Origin of the sequence: Rahnella sp. Larv3_ips (assembly GCF_003697865.1) — a bacterium.
Taxonomy (GTDB): Bacteria; Pseudomonadota; Gammaproteobacteria; order Enterobacterales; family Enterobacteriaceae; genus Rahnella; species Rahnella rivi.
Map to the genome: position 1 here is coordinate 977,514 of NZ_MJIB01000004.1, position 16,897 is coordinate 994,410.

Annotated in this window: 13 protein-coding genes; 11 read left to right on the top strand and 2 right to left on the bottom strand. The window is 54.8% G+C overall.

Annotated features, from left to right (window positions below; all coding sequences use genetic code 11):
• Positions 1 to 267: 267 nt before the first annotated feature.
• A complete protein-coding gene (locus tag ED901_RS06780; RefSeq protein ID WP_122095391.1) occupies positions 268 to 1,485 on the bottom strand; it encodes a nitrate regulatory protein in 1,218 nt (405 codons plus the stop codon).
• Positions 1,486 to 1,678: 193 nt separating this feature from the next.
• On the opposite strand from ED901_RS06780, the gene ED901_RS06785 reads away from it, so the two are divergent.
• The 5 genes from ED901_RS06785 (at position 1,679) to fhuB (ending at position 8,540) form a co-directional block, all read left to right on the top strand.
• Positions 1,679 to 2,215: an RNA polymerase sigma factor gene (locus tag ED901_RS06785; RefSeq protein ID WP_056777409.1), complete on the top strand. Its 537-nt coding sequence runs from the start codon at positions 1,679 to 1,681 to the stop codon at positions 2,213 to 2,215.
• Positions 2,208 to 3,242 carry a FecR domain-containing protein gene (locus tag ED901_RS06790; RefSeq protein WP_122095392.1) on the top strand — a complete coding sequence of 345 codons (1,035 nt, stop codon included), beginning with the start codon at positions 2,208 to 2,210 and terminating at the stop codon, positions 3,240 to 3,242. Before ED901_RS06785 ends, ED901_RS06790 begins: the two co-directional genes overlap by 8 nt.
• A gap of 117 nt (positions 3,243 to 3,359) precedes the next feature.
• Entirely contained in the window at positions 3,360 to 5,708 is a 2,349-nt protein-coding gene (locus ED901_RS06795; RefSeq protein WP_122095393.1) for a TonB-dependent siderophore receptor, read from the top strand.
• The gene (locus ED901_RS06800) at positions 5,708 to 6,610 is read left to right on the top strand and encodes an ABC transporter substrate-binding protein (RefSeq protein ID WP_122095394.1); all 903 of its coding nucleotides are present in this window, start codon (positions 5,708 to 5,710) and stop codon (positions 6,608 to 6,610) included. Before ED901_RS06795 ends, ED901_RS06800 begins: the two co-directional genes overlap by 1 nt.
• A complete protein-coding gene (gene fhuB, locus ED901_RS06805) occupies positions 6,603 to 8,540 on the top strand; it encodes a Fe(3+)-hydroxamate ABC transporter permease FhuB (protein ID WP_122095395.1) in 1,938 nt (645 codons plus the stop codon). Before ED901_RS06800 ends, fhuB begins: the two co-directional genes overlap by 8 nt.
• 45 nt (positions 8,541 to 8,585) lie before the next feature.
• Here fhuB and ED901_RS06810 read toward each other — a convergent pair whose 3' ends face one another.
• Complete coding sequence (locus ED901_RS06810) at positions 8,586 to 9,665, bottom strand: cellulase family glycosylhydrolase (protein ID WP_122095396.1); 1,080 nt, start codon at positions 9,663 to 9,665, stop codon at positions 8,586 to 8,588.
• A 208-nt stretch (positions 9,666 to 9,873) separates the two neighbouring features.
• On the opposite strand from ED901_RS06810, the gene ED901_RS06815 reads away from it, so the two are divergent.
• From ED901_RS06815 to ED901_RS06840, 6 genes are all read left to right on the top strand, one after another.
• The gene (locus tag ED901_RS06815) at positions 9,874 to 10,881 is read left to right on the top strand and encodes a LacI family DNA-binding transcriptional regulator (RefSeq protein WP_056777425.1); all 1,008 of its coding nucleotides are present in this window, start codon (positions 9,874 to 9,876) and stop codon (positions 10,879 to 10,881) included.
• Positions 10,882 to 11,088: 207 nt separating this feature from the next.
• Positions 11,089 to 11,760, top strand: a complete 672-nt coding sequence (locus tag ED901_RS06820; protein ID WP_240993881.1) for a helix-turn-helix domain-containing protein — start codon at positions 11,089 to 11,091, stop codon at positions 11,758 to 11,760.
• Between the two features lie 570 nt (positions 11,761 to 12,330).
• Complete coding sequence (locus ED901_RS06825; protein ID WP_162997823.1) at positions 12,331 to 14,394, top strand: inverse autotransporter beta domain-containing protein; 2,064 nt, start codon at positions 12,331 to 12,333, stop codon at positions 14,392 to 14,394.
• A 59-nt stretch (positions 14,395 to 14,453) separates the two neighbouring features.
• Positions 14,454 to 15,344, top strand: a complete 891-nt coding sequence (locus ED901_RS06830) for a SinI family autotransporter-associated protein (RefSeq protein WP_122095398.1) — start codon at positions 14,454 to 14,456, stop codon at positions 15,342 to 15,344.
• A 159-nt stretch (positions 15,345 to 15,503) separates the two neighbouring features.
• Positions 15,504 to 16,517 carry an Ig-like domain-containing protein gene (locus ED901_RS06835; protein ID WP_162997824.1) on the top strand — a complete coding sequence of 338 codons (1,014 nt, stop codon included), beginning with the start codon at positions 15,504 to 15,506 and terminating at the stop codon, positions 16,515 to 16,517.
• Between the two features lie 45 nt (positions 16,518 to 16,562).
• A complete protein-coding gene (locus ED901_RS06840) occupies positions 16,563 to 16,814 on the top strand; it encodes a hypothetical protein (protein WP_122095400.1) in 252 nt (83 codons plus the stop codon).
• The last annotated feature ends 83 nt before the right edge of the window (positions 16,815 to 16,897 follow it).

The window sequence follows — 16,897 nt, forward strand, 5'->3', positions numbered from 1 at the left end:
TAAGGTGAAAAATGAGCAAAAAAAAAGCGTCCGGTTAGCGCTCAGTTTCCTGAACGCTAACGGACGCCTTTATCCGAAATGCTGACTAAACCGCCATTGGTTTAGTGCTGTGATGATAAACAATGCAGCTTGTGTGCCAACTTGTGACATCACTGGTAAATCAGCCGGTTAGCGGGTGCCCTTCGCGTTCAGCGCTTTCCGGTGCACCGCCACTGCCCGCGGTGCACACCCGTATGGCACATAGATTGTGCAGATACTCCTTTAGGATTAGGACGCGGATTTGCCCAATACCGCCGCCACCGAGAGCATCGCGTCGGCGATGTCTGACAGCTTTTTTTTCTGGTTCATCGCCATGTCGCGCAGCGTCTTGTGCGCCTGCGGCTCGCTCATGCCGTGGTGTTGCATCAGTAAGCCTTTGGCGCGTTCCACTACTTTGCGTTCGGCAAGCGTGGTGCGCAGTCCGGCCAGTTCAGCATCCTGCGCCTGTAGCTGGCGGGATTGCTGCTCCACCAGTTCGAGGACGGAACGGCTGAGCTGCGGCGGGATCAGCGCGGCGTAGTGCGGGTCATGGCGCGGTATCTGGCCGATTTCCTGCTGCTGCAATTCTCCGGCACGTTCTGCATCGCGGATCCGCTGACGGCAGCATTCGGTCAGCACATCTTCCAGTAAATCCTCGACAATTTTCATGCCGTCGATGCGGGCGGTGGTGACGTCAAACCAGCGCAACGCCACGTCGCTGGCTTCGCCGGAAGGTGTTGCGCGGGTGCAGGCAATACGGCGAAAACGCTCGAACTCGCTGCTGTCGGCGCTCAGCTGTTGCTGCCACAGCGCCAGACAGCGGGGATCGGCAAACTCGGTGAATGTCTGGAAACAGCGCTCCTGACTTTCGATCAGCGCCAGTAACTGCTGGTGCGTCTGCTCGTCAAAGTGGCGCGCCGTAAAACCCGCCGCACCCAGCGCGCGCTCCTGAGCGGCCAGTTCCTTACCCTGCATAAAGCTGAACATCGCCAGCAACGCCCGTGAGACAGAAGGATCACCGGAGGTATCCGCAGCTTCAAACACCAGTGCCAGATGAATGCGGATCACCTCGCTGTAACGGCTCATGGCGTCCGGCTGTTGGATACTCAGCGCCTGAACCTGCGCGCGCAGCGACGGCAGCGTGCTCAGGCTATGCAACACGCCGGCAATCCGGCTGAACAGCCGCGAGGCGTTAGCCATCGGTTGTCCGTGGAGATCGAGCGCCGCAAGTTGCTGGCTGACCGCCTGCTCAGCAAGCTGTACCTGAAGCGCCCGCTCGCTCAGCCGGTCACCCCAGGTTTTGCCCTGCGAACCCAGGTAGATATTTGCCGTGCCGCGCTCGCGTTGTAAGACGTGAATAAGCTGGCTGACCGCTCCCACCAGTTTGCCCATTTGCAGCAACTGTTGCAGGCCGGTGATTTCACTTCTCTTGGAAGCCAGTACAAAATCGAGAGCAGAAAGTGTCATGGTTGAACCTGATCGCCGGAGGATAACAGCGGTGAAGCAAGAAGCGTGCCGGAGGGCGGCCTGCGCAGAGATTCAGACCAGTTGGGCAGATTATTTTCGAGAATGATTATCATTTAAGTATGCCAGGCGCGGGGATTTATGCGTAATATAGGCATCGCAGAAGCCCCCCTGTCCTTCATCACCAGAGAATCAAGTGCCTGCTTTCGAGAAGTATTACACTGAATTATATCGGTTTATAAACCGGAAACTCCGTGACCGTGAACATGCAGAAGACATGGCGCAGGAAACGTTTATCCGGGCGCTGACGGTCACCCAGCCCATACGGTCGCACCGCAGCCTGCTGTACCGTATCGCCCGCAATTTGCTGGTCGATCACTATCGCCGCCCTGACATAGCGTCCGGCGACGCTGCTGATGAGACGGACGCGGAGCAATTTGCAGCGCCTTCTTATCTGCAACCTTACGAATTAATCGAAGAAAATCAGTATACTGAACTGATGACCCGCACCATTGAAGGCCTGCCGCCGCGCTGCCGTGAAGCCTTTATTCTGCACCGCTTTGACGGCCTGTCGCAGAAAGAGGTCGCGCGCCAGATGGGGATCTCCATCAATATGGTCGAAAAACACATTATCCGCGCCATGTTGGCCTGCCGGAACAGTAACGACATCTGGCAGCAGGAGCATTCCGGCCAGCAAGCCCGAGACAAGAATAAGGATGGCCTTGATGAATAGCGCCAGGGATCCACATATGCAGACCGATGAGCAGGCCGTGCACTGGCTGAGTCAACAGCAGACCGGGCTGTCCGCCGGGGAACGCGCTGAATTTGAACGCTGGCTGACGCAGGCCGACAACGCCGCGCGATACCGCGCCATGCAGCAGGTGTGGCAGCAGGTCGGTGAATTACCGCAGAAAAACGTGGCGCGTCTGCGTGCTTCACTGCCCGCCGCACGGCCTCAGGCTTTGCGCCGCCCGGCCTGGCACCTGGCCGGTCTGGCGTGTGCGCTGCTGCTGGTGCTGATGTGGCCTGCCTGGCAGTGGCTGACGCCGCCGGTGATGACCACCCAGCTGCATACCGGACGCGGTGAAACGCAACAGATCACCCTGCCGGACGGCACCGTGCTGACGCTCGATGCCCAAACCCGGCTCGACGTGGCGTATTACCCGCAGCGGCGTGAAGTCACGCTCCGTCAGGGGCAGGCCTTTTTCGACGTGAAGCATCTTGAGGACAAACCCTTTGTGGTGCTGAGCGGCCCTTCCCGCGTCACGGTGCTTGGCACCCGTTTCAGCGTGCGCTATATCCCGCAGTCGATGAGCGGCGACGGTGTGGATGTCGCGGTCAGCAGCGGCGCCGTGCGCGTCGGCCCTCGCGCATGGCTGCAAAATATGCGCTGGCGGGCGATGGCCGCACTGCATCTGACCGGGCAGGACCGTCATCTGATGGTGCTGGGCGCCACGCAGCGCGCCACCAGCGATATCCGCGGAAATCTCACCCGTCAGCCACCGGTTGCGCCGGACGCTATCGCAGACTGGCGCCAGTCGCGCATTAATTTCAATAACACGCCGCTGCGTCTGGCGCTGGCGGAATTCGCCCGCTACGGCGATATGCCTTACGTGGCGGGATCGGCGGAGGTTGCCGCCCTGCGCATCAGCGGCAGTTTTAACGTCTATCGCCCGGACAGTTTTGCCCGCGCCCTGCCCAAAGTGTTGCCGGTGAAAATCAATCTGCAGGCAGGCGAGACGCAGATCCGCAGGCGCTGAAGGACCCGATTAAAAATAAAGTAAAAATATTCCTGAGACGACGTCAGGGTTTTGGCGTCAGTCTCGTCTTCAGAAAGGATAATGATTCTTATTTGATTTATTTCTGGGGATATCCGCATGACCATTTCTTCGTTTTATCAGGGTACGCGTTTCAAAACTGGCCTGACCGCGATCGCGCTCGCCGTCTGTTCACCGGGGGTCATGGCGGCAGCCACGCTGCCGGTTTCACTGCCTGCCCAGCCGCTTCTCACCTCGCTTAATGCGCTGGCACAGCAGGCAGGCGTACAGCTGATTGCCGCACCGGACTCCGTCGCACAAAAAAATGCCCCCGCGGTACAGGGAAACATGACGCTGGAAGCGGCACTTGGCCGTCTGCTGGGCGGCAGCGGCCTGGGTTACAGCCTCGACAAAGACACCGTGGTGGTCGCGCCGCAGCCCGCCGCCGCCGATACGCTGACGGTCACCGGGCAGACCGGCCCTTATTCTGCCATTCCGCAGCAAAGCAACTCAGCCACCAAAACCGACACGCCGCTGCTGGAAGTGCCTCAGTCCGTGTCAGTCATTACCCGTGAACGGATGGACAGACAGAACGTGCAAAGCGTCACCGAAGCGCTGCGTTATGTGCCAGGCGTCAAAACCGAAACCTACGGCGTGGATCCTAAAGGCTATGACTGGATCTACATTCGCGGGTTTAACGCCCTGACCACCAATGATTACCGCGACGGCCTGCGCCAGCTCAACAACAGTTACAGCTATTTCCGCACCGAACCTTACGCGCTGGAACGGATTGATATTGTGCGCGGGCCTTCATCCACGCTGTTCGGTCTGGGCGACGCGGGCGGCATTGTGAACCGCATCAGCAAGCTGCCGTCGGCGCAGGGTGTGCATGACGTGGAAGTCGAACTGGGCAATTTTAACCGCCGTCAGGCGCAGTTTGATATGAGCGATAAAATCGATGATGACAGCCATTATCTGTACCGCGTGATCGGCCTGGCCCGTGACAGCGACACACAGTTCCAGTACCGCGACGGCCCGGATGTGGAAGATAACCGCGTCTATCTCGCCCCTTCTCTGACCTGGCTGCCGGACGCCGATACCAGCCTGACCGTGCGCGCCGATTATCTGCGTGACACCTCCGGCGGCACCATCGCCGTGCTGACCAAACCGGGCGGCAAGGTCACCGATACCCTGCTCGGCGATTACAGCTATAACCGTTTTCGTCAGGAACAGTTCACCGTCGGGTATGAGCTGAGCCATCAGTTCAACGATATTTTTCAGGTACGCCAGAACGTGCGTTACGGCCAGACTGACACGATTTTGAATAACCTGCTGCCGGGCGCGGTGAATTTCAACGCCGGTACGGTGTCGCGCAATGCGATTCGTTTTGACGAGCACATGAATGCGTTCAATATCGACAACCAGTTGCAGGCGGATTTCTCCACCGCCTCCGTCACGCACCGTCTGTTAACCGGGCTGGATTACAGCCGCCTTGATGGCAATGCCAAACGCTTCGGGGCCGCCGCCCCGGCGCTGAATATCTACAATCCGGTGTATGGCCAGAATATCGCCGACCCGACCTATGCCCTGAACAATAACGATCAGACCACCGCGCAGCTCGGCCTGTATATGCAGGATCAGATTTCACTGACGCCAAAATGGTTGCTGACCTTAGGTGGCCGCCACGATGACATCAGCATGCGCACGCAAAATAATCTCAACGACAGCACCAGCTGGCTGGATAAAGGCGCCTGGACAGGCCGTGCCGGGCTGACGTACCTGGCCGATAACGGGCTTGCGCCGTACATCAGCTATGCCGAATCTTTCGTGCCAAACAGCGGAACCGACAGCCAGAACCGCACCTTCGATCCGAGCAAGGCGCACCAGTACGAAGTCGGCGTGAAATATCAGCCGGACCCGGATCTGCTGATGACGCTGGCAGCGTTTGATATCACCAAAAGTAACGTGCTGACCAACGAGATCGTCAATAACGTGATCACCGGTTATCAGGTGGCTTCCGGCGAAGTTCGCTCGCGAGGCGTGGAAGCTGAAAGCACGGTGAAGCTGACGCAGAATCTCGATGTCCTGGCGTCGTACACCTACACCGAAACCGAAATCACCGCCAGCAACAACGGCGACCGCGGCAACGAGCAGGCCAACGTGCCCAAACATATGGCTTCCACCTGGCTGAATTACGGCTTCCATCAGGGTGTGCTTGACGGTTTGCTGCTGAGCACCGGCGTGCGCTATGTCGGCAGCATGTACGGCGATAACGCCAATACCGTGCCGGTGAAGAACTTTGCATTGATCGACGCCGGGGCGAAATATCAGGTTAATCAGCATGTTTCTGTCGGTTTCAATATTCAGAACCTGCTGGATCATGACTATGTCGGCACCTGCGACGACGACACCAGCTGTTATCCGGGACAGGAACGCACGTTCATCGGCTCGCTGAAATACAGCTTCTGATGTCAGGCCTGTTACTCAGCCGGCGCGACTGTCTGAAGGCGTTACTGGCGCTGCCGCTGCTTGATGCAGCGTCAGCGCTGGCGGCGCCTGCGGATCACCGTATCGTTGCCATCAACTGGCTGGCGGCGGAAACCCTGCTTTCGCTCGGTATGACGCCGCTCGCGGTATCTGACGGCGGTTATTTTCGCCGCCGGATTGCCACGCCGGTGTTACCGACAGAGGTTCAGGATATCGGCCCCTACTGGGAGCCGAATCTGGAACTTATCGCCGCCCTGAAACCCGGACTTATTCTCAGCGACAGGCTTGCGCCTGCCCTCCTCGACAGCCTGCAACGCATCGCGCCGTTGCAGGTGGTGTCGGTCTATCCTTCTGCCGGGCCGCTCTGGTCAGGCTTGCTGAACTTCACGGCGGAACTCGGGCAACAACTGGCGATCTCCCCCCGCGCCGCCCGCCTGACTGAGACGTCAGCGGTGGCGATCGAACGCTGCAAACAGCGCATCGCGCACGCCGCCGGGCAACGGATCCTGGTCGCCGTACGCAGTCAGGACGGGAAATACGCCACGGTGTATGGCAGCAACAGCCTGCCCGATGCGCTGCTCACTCAGCTCGGGTTACGCAATGCCTGGACGCAGCCGGTCGGCGCGATGGGCACCGCCAATATGGGCATTGAGAAACTGGTGTCGTTACCGGCGGACTGGCTGTTTTATACAGAACTGCCGACCACGCTGACGCGCGTTTCGCGGCTGCGTCAGCCGCAGGGTATGTGGCAGCAGTTACCGCTGGTGGCCGCAGGCCGGGCCAGAGAACTGTCGCACTTCTTCCCGTTTGGCGGTCTGGCGACGGCGGTGAGTCTGGCGCAGCACATCACGGCGGCACTGGAAGAGGCAATGGGCGATGCATAAACAACACCGTGCTTTGCTCCCGTGGCTGTTCGCGCTGCTACTGACGCTGCTGTGCGCATTTTTACTGTTCAGTAATCTTTCACGTTCTGGCAATACGCCTTCTCCGGCAACCGCCAGCCTGTTGCTGCATTACAGTTTTTTACCGCGTCTGGCGATCGGCGTGCTGGCAGGAATGGCGCTGGCGATGGCAGGCCTGCTTTTTCAGCAGGTATTGCGCAATCCGCTGGCCGAACCCGCAACGCTCGGCATTGCCGCCGGTGCTAATCTCGCCATGTCCGCCAGCATGATTGTGTTCCCCGGCCTGCTGGTTGTCGGCCTGACCAATCTGGCGCTGGCGGGTGCGGCGCTGACAGCGCTGGTGCTCTATCTGCTGATCGCCCGTCAGGGGCTGGATCCGCTGAAAGTGATCCTCACCGGCATGGTCATCAGCCTGTACGGCAATGCCCTCAATACGCTGATGGTGCTGTTCAACCATGATTATCTCAGCGATTTGTTCAGCTGGCAGGCCGGTTCACTCAGCCAGAGCGGCTGGCAGGCGACGCAGTTTTTACTGCTGCCGCTGCTGATACTGATGGCACTGAGCGCCCTGCTGGCAAGGCCGCTGGCGCTGATCGGGCTTTCCGACCAAAGCGCCGGTGCGCTCGGCGTTTCGGTGGTGAAAGTGCGTATCGCCACCCTTGCCGTCGCCGTGGCGCTCAGTGCGCTGGTCACCAGTCAGCTTGGCATTATCGGTTTTGTCGGACTGGCCGCTCCGGCTCTGGTGCGGCTGACCGGCGTGCGTGCGTTCCGGCATCAGATGCTGTGGGTGCCGCTGTGTGGCGCACTGTTGCTGACGCTGGTCGATCAGCTGGCACAGTTTCTGTCACCTGCCGGGGGCGATCTGCCGACCGGTGCGCTCTCGGGATTACTCAGCGCACCGCTGATGCTGGTGTTGCTGTTTCGCCAGCGCAATCCGCTTCTCACGCCGTCGCCGTTCAGCGCACCGCCCGCACGCAGGCTGACCCGCGCCCGGCTGCGGATCTTGCTGCTGATGTTGCTGGGCGGGATCGTCGTCTCGTTGCTGGTTAACCGGTCGCCGGAAGGCGCTGCGTTCCGGGCGCTGCTGGAATGGCGCTGGCCGCGCATGCTCGGCGCACTGAGCGCAGGGGCGATGCTGGCGGTCGCCGGGGTGCTGATCCAGCGGCAGAGCGGCAACCCCCTCGCCAGCCCGGAACTGCTCGGCATCAGCAGCGGCGCATCGCTGACGGTGGTAATGATGGTTGTCCTGTTTAATCAGCCGCTGTCTTCGCTGTTTCCGGCCGCGCTGGCGGGCAGTTTGCTGGCGACACTGTTGCTGTTTATGTTCGGGTTACGCTCGCGCTTTCAGCCACAGTCGATGGTCATGGTCGGGCTGTGTCTGACGCACCTGAGCATGGCGCTGAGTATGCTGTTGCTGATGAGCGGCGATCCGCGCGCGATGATGTTGCTCAACTGGAGCACCGGATCCACCGCAGGCATTACCGCAGAACGTGCGGTCTGGGGCGCGGGTCAGGCGCTGGTGTTGATCCCGCTGGCCTTGCTGTTGCAGCGCTGGGTGCAGTTGCTGAGCCTCGGGCATCCCACCGCGCGGGCGCTCGGCATCGGGCTTCGGCGCAGCAATATGCTGATCCTGCTGCTGGCGGCGGCGCTGACCGCAAGCGGCACGTTGCTGATCGGCCCGCTGAGTTTTGTCGGGCTGATCGCCCCGCAGCTGGCCCGCTACAGCGGCGCAATCCGTTTCCGCGCGCAATGTCTGGTCGCGGCACTGTTTGGCTCTTTGCTGATGGTGATCGCCGACTGGCTGGGCCGCAACATCGCCTGGCCGTGGCCGGTTTCCGCCGGGCTGCTGTGCGCGCTGATCGGCGCACCGTGGTTTTTATGGCTGCTGATGAAAGGAAGTAGTAAGCACTGAAGATTCGTGAATCGGCCGCACGTCCCTGTGCGGCTGTTGAAAAGATTATTTCATGCGTGTTAAACGGCGAACCAGATCCATTTCGGCACGGCGGAACGGAATGCCGTATTCATCGAGCACATCGTGGAACCATAAGTGGGCGTAATCCTGATTCCCCTTGCGCACCGAAGGCCACTGCAGTGTGGTCTGCGTTTTACCCCGCACCAGCCCCCAGTGATAACAGCCCGCGTTAAAGGCGCTGAACAGCGGCAGTTGTTCTTCAAACACGCTGCCCACGTGGCGCGCCAGCCATTCGGTACACAGCACCGGGCGGTTGAATTTTTGCCAGAACCGCAGCGCCTGCAAAAGCTTTGGCGTGGCGACGTAGGCATGGAAACTGATGACGTCAGAGAGCTGCGCGGCGGCAACATCGACCGGATGGGTGAAAAACTCGCTTTCCGGCTGATCCGGGTCTTGCGGGAAATGCCATGCGCAGACGGTCAGCGGCGCAACCGGATCCTCCTCCCGCGCCCAGACAAACGCCCGCTGCATCAGTTCGAGCGCAAAAACCTCAAGTTTTTCGTCATACAGCACTTCTTCAAGCCCGGTGGCAAAAGTGCCACGGTTGCCCGGCTCGTTGTATAAATCCCAGATGGCGATGCGCGCGTCGGTGCGGAAATGACGAATAATATCGCGCACATAGCGCTCTATTTCCGGCCACCTGTCGCGATCGCACACCACATCCCGCCCCGGACTGGCCGCCGCCTGACTGTTATGTTTACCCGGCTCCGGCGCTTTTTGCGGGCCAAGGAACGGCTCGTCACCGGAGAATCCGCAATCGTCCATCAGCGTCAGCATCACCTTGATCTGATGGTGCGCGGCGATACTCAGGAACTGATCAATCCGCGCCAGCAAACCGTCGCGATCGTCCTGCCAGACGATGAACGGCAGATTGATGCGCAGCTGGTTATAGCCTGCCTGGTGCGCCCAGCCCAGCTCCTGATCAATGGTTGGCGCGTCAAACGTCTCGCGCTGCCAGAGTTCTGTCCAGTTTACCGCCGTGCGCGGCAGGTAGTTGAATCCGCAAATCCATCCCTGCTGCTTTCCCCATTCTGCTGCCTGTTGTTCGCTCCACTGCGTTTTCATTCTGTTCTCCTGGTTCGCTTGCCGGTAACATGTCATTGCTAATAATATTAGCTAATAGTTATTATCAAACCCGCCAGGCTGCAAATATGGGGGGCGGGTTCTGCAAGTGGGATCACACTCTTTTCAGGCAAGCTCGCGGTTGGTCTGGCAAAAATGCGTGCTGTGATATAGTGCGCCGGGCATAAAACAGGGTGACGGGGAAAGGCGGATGGAGAAAAAGAACAAAGTGACAATGAGTGATATCGCACGTGAAGCGGGAGTTTCACAGGCAACGGTTTCGCTTATTTTAAACAACTCACGCGCCATAAAACTCAGCGAAGAAACCCGTCAGCGGGTGTTCGATACCGCCCTGTCGCTCGGCTATAAAAAAATGCCTGCGCCGCACCGGGATAACGGACAGGAAGAGATCGCCCTGCTGCTCAACGCCATGCCAAGTTACGATCCCTTTGTTGATGCGCTGAGCGAAGCCCGTGAAGCCGCGTGGCGGCACGATACGCTGCTGACCGTCTATGATTATGGCGATGATATCGGGCTGGCGGTGCGTATCATTGCGCAGCTGAATCAGCGCCGCTGTGCGGGCATCATCATTGCCTCACCGGTTACGCAGGCGATTGATTTTTCGGTATTCGCCAACCAGACCTCGCTTCCCGTTGTGCTGCTCAATGTCTACGATCGCGCCTTCCCGCTGCTGCCCACCTTCCTGCCCGACGACCGTGCTAACGCGTTGCAGATTACCCGACACCTCATCGAACAGGGCGCGACACGCATTGCGCATATCATGGGGGATAACTGGATGGAGGCCTGCGAAATGCGCCGTGAAGGTTACCGCGAAGCGTTGTCACACGCGGGGATCCCTTATGATGAACGGCGGGTGATGGCCACCAACTGGTCACTGAATGAAACCTATCAGGCCACGCTGGCACTGATGAAACTGCCGGAACCGCCCGATGCCATTTTTTGCTCCAGCGACTGGATGACGCTCGGCTGTTATCAGGCGCTGACCGAACTGCATCTGCGTATTCCGCAGGATATTCTGGTTGCCGGATACGACGATCAGCGCATTGCCGATCAGATGACCCCGAAACTGACCAGCGTACAGTTGCCTTATGTCGAACTGGGCCGTCAGGCGGTGGAATATATTTGTTCAGGAGAAGACGCGGCAACGCGTGTACGCATGGCAGGAAAACTGAAGGTGCGTGCGAGCACCGCAGGATAATGTTTCCGTTTTTAATGCACATTAACCCATGATGACATTATTTTTCAGAAATTAGCTTTCTGCTTTTTTATAACATCCGTAGCAACAACGGAGGTTATAAAGATTAATCAACAACGCCTGACGTGTTAAGTCCATAGCAATTCTCCTCCGCCGTGGTAGACTTCCGCCTGAACAGGGAAAGTCAATTTTAAATAAATCAGAGGCGGAATGAACACTCAACACCTGTCTGAAAAAATGTCGACTTCAGGTCATCATCCTATGCAAAAGCCCGTTAAAACAATCATTAAATTAATCGGGTTATTCAAACAATTATCTGCTCCATTACTGCCCGACATCGCCGCAGGAGAGGTTAAACTGCACAATGAACAGGGTGATTCTCAGGTCGTGCTTGTGATTGAAGGTACCGTGGATATTTACCGTAACGCGGATAATATGCTATTTGCCACTGCCCGCGCCCCCGCTATTTTCGGGATGCAAGGTTCACCCTATCGCGACAGTATCTATAAATTCATTTCCCGCCCTGACTGTGTATTAGAAACACTGCCTTTGTCCTCTGTTATCCGGATTATAAATGCAAACTCACTTCTTGAAGAACTGCTCATCTGCCAGTCCTATTTCAATGATTACCACGCGTACCGAACAAACATGCTCATTAATAAGACATCTTATGAAATCGTACGCGCCCTGTTACTCGAACTGGATAAGGTTCCCGCTGAGATAAAAACCAAAATCAATGTCCCTACGTTTATTTTAGAACGTAGTCATCTGGCGCGCAGCGGAATAATGAAAATATTATCTCACCTGCGGCAAGGTGAATATATAAAAATAGAAAGTGGCAAGCTGATAAGCATATTGAGAAAACTGCCAAAATCATTCTGAATGGGGGTTCTGTTTGTTCTGAATAGTTGTTAATCACCAAAAATCTTTGCGCAAAAGCACTCTGATATTCCTCGTTTTAAAATATTACTTAACTCACTGATTTTAAATAAAAATAACTTCATCACTGAAAAATTCACGCTGTCCTGCGCTGTGGGAGCGAGAGATCACTTCGATAAAAAAATTCTTATCTCTCATTCGGTTAGTCCGGCCAACTGTCCAAAAACGGACGTTGTTGTAAAAACCCATTGTTGTTAAGATCTGCTTCATCCACCCACATGGAATACAATTTACCCGCGCAAAGCCAGAGTAATATCTGATTGCGAATACTCAATCATTCTTTTTTTAAGAACTTGCCCCGTATTATCGGTTAATAATATGATGAAAGAATTTATTTTTTATTCATTGGCAATATCTTTATTTTGTCAAATTCCTGCAGAGACAGTACAGGCCTCTGATAATATTCCGTTGCCTGATCTCGGCAGCCGTGCTGAATCATCTGACGACGCAGATCAAAGCGAGACAAAAAATAACCCGGCTGAGAATGATATTTGGGCCTCGAAGACGGCGCAAATGGCGACGAGTGAAGCGCAACAAAATTTTCAAAATCTGACACCTGAAGGATTGAAATCACAGTTATTCCAGTACGGAAAAGGAATGGCCAGCGGCGCGGCACAGGCGCAAGCCGAATCTTTACTTTCTCCCTACGGGCATATCAGTACACAATTCGTTCTCGATGATGACGGAAGCCTTGACGGCTCGTCACTGGATTATCTCATCCCGATCATTGAGGGAAAGGATAATCTCTTTTTTAATCAAATTTCTGCTCATAATACCGATGGCAGGACAATAGCTAACCTGGGTGCCGGTATTCGTCATAATCTCAGCCAGGACTGGATGATTGGTGCCAATACTTTCTATGATTACGATATTACCCGGCATCACCGGCGTATAGGTTTTGGTGGTGAGGCCTGGACAAACTTTTTAAAGCTCAGCGGTAACTATTATCTGCCTTTATCTTCATGGAAAGATTCCCGCGATCTGGAAAATTATGAAGAACGCCCGGCAAGGGGCTGGGATATGCGTGTGCAGGCTTATTTACCTGCCTACCCTCAGCTTGGTTCGTCACTGGTTTATGAAAAGTATTACGGTGACGAAGTGGCGCTATTTGGCACTGATGATCTGCAAAAAGACCCTTCCGCGGTCACGCTGGGCGCAGATTATACGCCGGTTCCCATGGTCACCCTTGGCGTGGGTTATAAAAAAGGGAATTCTGATAGCGATGAAGTGACTGCCGAACTCGCGCTGGATTACCGCATCGGCGTGCCCATTTCAAAACAACTGGATCCTTCCGCAGTGTCGCAAATGAGAACGCTGGCCGGCAGCCGGATGGATTTCGTCGATCGTAATAATCACATCGTTCTCGAATACCGCGAAAAAAACGATCTGGATATCGGTTTGTACCTCAAACCGACGGGCACCGCCGCGCAATGCATCATTGCTGATACGCCGGAGCAAGCACAGGCCTATGAAGGATGTCACTGGACCGTAAATGCTTCCATTTCCTCACATCTGGCGATTAAAGAAGCCCGCTGGATCCCCTCTGGCGCGTTTAATCCGGAAACACAGTTAGGTTTACCCGCGTTATCCCCTGAGCAAAATATCAGCGCAGGCACCAACAACCACTGGACATTGACGTTCCCGGCCTGGGTGGATTCTGCGGATCCTGATGCTAATAAATATACGCTCTCGGTGATGCTGCTCGACGATAAAGGGCGCAGCAAGCAGTCAAACGCAGTGGATATTATCGTTTCAGAAGCCCCTTCTTCCTATCAGCTGGTGATTAATGATGCCGGTGAGGAGAAGAAAGCCACCAAAGTTCTGTCTGACGGTAAAAGTGTGGTCGATTTAGAAGCCAGCGGGAGCAAAATTGCCGGGCTGGCAGGTGAAACGACACCGATTCATGCAGAAGATCTGAATATGACGTTCCGTGCTTACAAAATGGAAGATAAAAGTCATAGCAGCGAAGTGGTGATTCACGCATCAAAAGAAAAATGCGACGCAGCAACATCTTGTCTTTTCTACACCCGTTCTCCGGATAATGGAAAAGCCGCGGTCAGCAGTACCATGAGCGGCGTTTATAGCATTGTCGCTTCACCAGAAAATAAAGAAACACAACGGACCAATGCGGTGCTGATTAATTTCTCCCCAGCTGACACCATGTTTTATACCGCCATTGTGGATAAAGCAGCTCCGGATATTAATCTGACGGCTACCCGGGGAAATACCCTTCAGTTAGGCCATGAATATTTATTCAGGGTCGCCTACGACAGTAATAACAATGGTCAGTGGGATGCCAGTGACCGGGAAACTATTTCTGATACCTCGTCAACACCATTATCGTCGCTTGTGAATTACCGCTGGCAATTTACCGGGGTCACGCCGGCGGGAACGCCGGGCGGCTTTGCCGTTTCCGCGACAGACAACCATAGCCTTATTCTGCCAGCCACCAATGCTATGGCGAAGAGCGTTTTCGCCGGTGCCGGAGCAGAAGGTATTCAGGGTTATGAATTAAAAGTGGATTACCAGCTGACGCAGGCAGGGTTGAAATCCGTTGAGTCATTACGAACCCGATAATAACTGGCAGCTTCATTCAGAGTTTACGATTATCTCATTAACAAGAGTCTTTATTACCTATGAAAAATTTCAATAAAACATTACTCGCCACCCTGTTATTTGCGAGCTGTTCACAGTTTGCCGTTGCGGATACCACCGCCAGCGCGGGTCAGATAATGGGTACCAAACCTGTTCTCACCGGTACCGGTGCGGGTGCCGTCGATCACAGCGTTTCCTTTTCCAACGGACATGAAAGTGGCTCTGTCACGGGAATGGCCGTCGGAGATAAAGTCACCCTGAGTTATGTTTTAAAAGACGCCGAAGGGGATACGGACGCCAGTGAAAAAACCATTAAATGGTTCACCACGTCAGACGGTCAGAGCGACAAAAAGGATATCACCGCTGCTGACGGCAACGCCGACTATACACTCGCGCAGGCCGATGCCGGACGTTATCTTGGCGTGACGATCATTGAAACCACCTCGACGGGTATCCCAGCGGTCGGAGAAACCCTCACCATTCAGGATGTCAGTAAAAATGACACCACAGATAATATCCCTGACGGTCCGGTCGTTGGCGGAACTGTGTCAACCATGATTGTCGATGCAGCCGATCCTGGCACTAACCTGATTGGCAAAGCGAACAGTCAGTTGATCCTTGGTCACAGCTATCAGTTCAAAATTTGGTATGACACCAACAACAACAACGTCATGGATGCCGGTGAAGTGGATGCTTCCTCTAACTACAGCTACGTGTGGACCTTCGACGGTACCTCGGCAACGGCGGGTACAGCAGGAGGTGCGGCCGTCAGTTCAACCGATAACAAGGATCTGAAACTGCCATTAACCAACGCTGATGCGAAGAACGTCTTCGCCAGCGCCGGCCCGGACGGTATTCAGGGTTATCAGCTGAAAGTGGATTACACCGCAAAAGTGAAAGCCACATTAAAGTCCGGTAAGCGTCAAAAATAATCTTTCCCGGCGTTGAATAAGCCGGGCGACGAACGCCCGGTTTATTTCCCTTTACTGAATAACCAGACTCCCGCTGTTATGGTGTAAAAAATGAAAACGAATAAACCCAACGTCACCGGGATCGCTTTTTTAGTGGCAACCTCTCTCGGCGTCTCATTCATGGCAACCGCAGAAGTTATGACGGGGTCAGCGGGCATCGTCGCCGGTACAGCGCCTGTGATTTACAATAATAAAGACCTTCCCGAAACGATAAATATCACGCGGGATAACGATATTATTGGCGATAATGACGAACTCGAAATTAATGACAGTATTTCTTTATCCTGGCGTTTTAATGATGATGAAGGTGATGATGATGTGACCCTCCCTTCTGTCGAATGGATATGTCTGGATGCGGCGAATAATAAGCGAACGCTGTCACAAGGCACGACAAATTATGTTATCAGGCCCGCCGATAAGGGCTGTGTCATCGGTGTGAACATTACTCCGAAAACGGTTACCGGTTTTCCTCAGGCAAATACTCCCCTTCAGATCGGCGATATCAGCAGTTATGACAATTCGGATAATATTCCTGACGGACCGGTAAACCCGCACGCTATCAATATAGTGGGATATATCGTCGCACCGAATAATCCCTCCGCGCGATTAACCGTGAGTGGCGATAACAGTTTACACACCGCCTTTGCGGGTGCCGAAGTACAAATGGAAACAGATAACCTGGCTGACCAGTTAGACTGGACCACCAGTAACAGTGCCATCGCGACAGTCTCGAACAGCGGACTGGTGACATTTAAAACAAAAGGCGCGGTGCGTATTATGGCCAGACATAATGAGAAAAGAGCGTCCATGATTTTCTCCCCTGAGCGTTTTTACACCGCAAGTACCTCCGGCAAAAATTGGCCGGACGCCAAAAAAGCGTGTGAAAATCAGGGGCTGCGTCTGCCTAAGCTGTATGAACTCTCCGCCGGACTTCATGTCCGTCACGCACCCGGCACCTCTTTGTGGGAAGAATGGGGAGAAAGTGTGGAAGATATGCCGCATTCAGGCGTTGTCTTCTGGTCTTCTGATATTTCCAGTTTCGATGTCAGTGCCTACGCCTATGCCTACCTGTCAGATGGTCATATTTCCTCTAACACACAAGATATCGTTGAGGGTTATGCCTGTGTAGAATGAAAAGCATAACTCTGTCTGTCATTACAGAAAACATGAGTAATCACGATGAAACTATTAAATAATGAATCTGAATACAGAGAATGGATGACGAAAGATTATTTATATATTGATGACGGTTTTCCGCCAATGCTTGAAGCCGTTGAAATTGAAAATGAACTGGTCAGACATATGCCTGTAAACTACCCCTGCATTGTATTAGAAATTAAAGGCATGAGACTTTATGATACCGATATTATTGAGTTTATATACCGTTCACAGGTTGAGGAGTGGGCAAAGCTGTTAGCCATCATTCATTAAGTGATTGTATAAGAGGATGACCACTATTTAAAACACCACGGAGTGTCATAAAGGATGCGCCAAAATAAAGGCCAGCATGGCGC

Coding starts and splice junctions, on each gene's coding strand:
- ED901_RS06780 (WP_122095391.1), bottom strand. CDS start 1,485: ATGACACTTTCTGCTCTCGATTTTGTACTGGCTTCCAAGAGAAGTGAA.
- ED901_RS06790 (WP_122095392.1), top strand. CDS start 2,208: ATGAATAGCGCCAGGGATCCACATATGCAGACCGATGAGCAGGCCGTG.
- ED901_RS06795 (WP_122095393.1), top strand. CDS start 3,360: ATGACCATTTCTTCGTTTTATCAGGGTACGCGTTTCAAAACTGGCCTG.
- ED901_RS06800 (WP_122095394.1), top strand. CDS start 5,708: ATGTCAGGCCTGTTACTCAGCCGGCGCGACTGTCTGAAGGCGTTACTG.
- fhuB (WP_122095395.1), top strand. CDS start 6,603: ATGCATAAACAACACCGTGCTTTGCTCCCGTGGCTGTTCGCGCTGCTA.
- ED901_RS06810 (WP_122095396.1), bottom strand. CDS start 9,665: ATGAAAACGCAGTGGAGCGAACAACAGGCAGCAGAATGGGGAAAGCAG.
- ED901_RS06815 (WP_056777425.1), top strand. CDS start 9,874: ATGGAGAAAAAGAACAAAGTGACAATGAGTGATATCGCACGTGAAGCG.
- ED901_RS06820 (WP_240993881.1), top strand. CDS start 11,089: ATGAACACTCAACACCTGTCTGAAAAAATGTCGACTTCAGGTCATCAT.
- ED901_RS06825 (WP_162997823.1), top strand. CDS start 12,331: ATGGCGACGAGTGAAGCGCAACAAAATTTTCAAAATCTGACACCTGAA.
- ED901_RS06830 (WP_122095398.1), top strand. CDS start 14,454: ATGAAAAATTTCAATAAAACATTACTCGCCACCCTGTTATTTGCGAGC.
- ED901_RS06835 (WP_162997824.1), top strand. CDS start 15,504: ATGGCAACCGCAGAAGTTATGACGGGGTCAGCGGGCATCGTCGCCGGT.
- ED901_RS06840 (WP_122095400.1), top strand. CDS start 16,563: ATGAAACTATTAAATAATGAATCTGAATACAGAGAATGGATGACGAAA.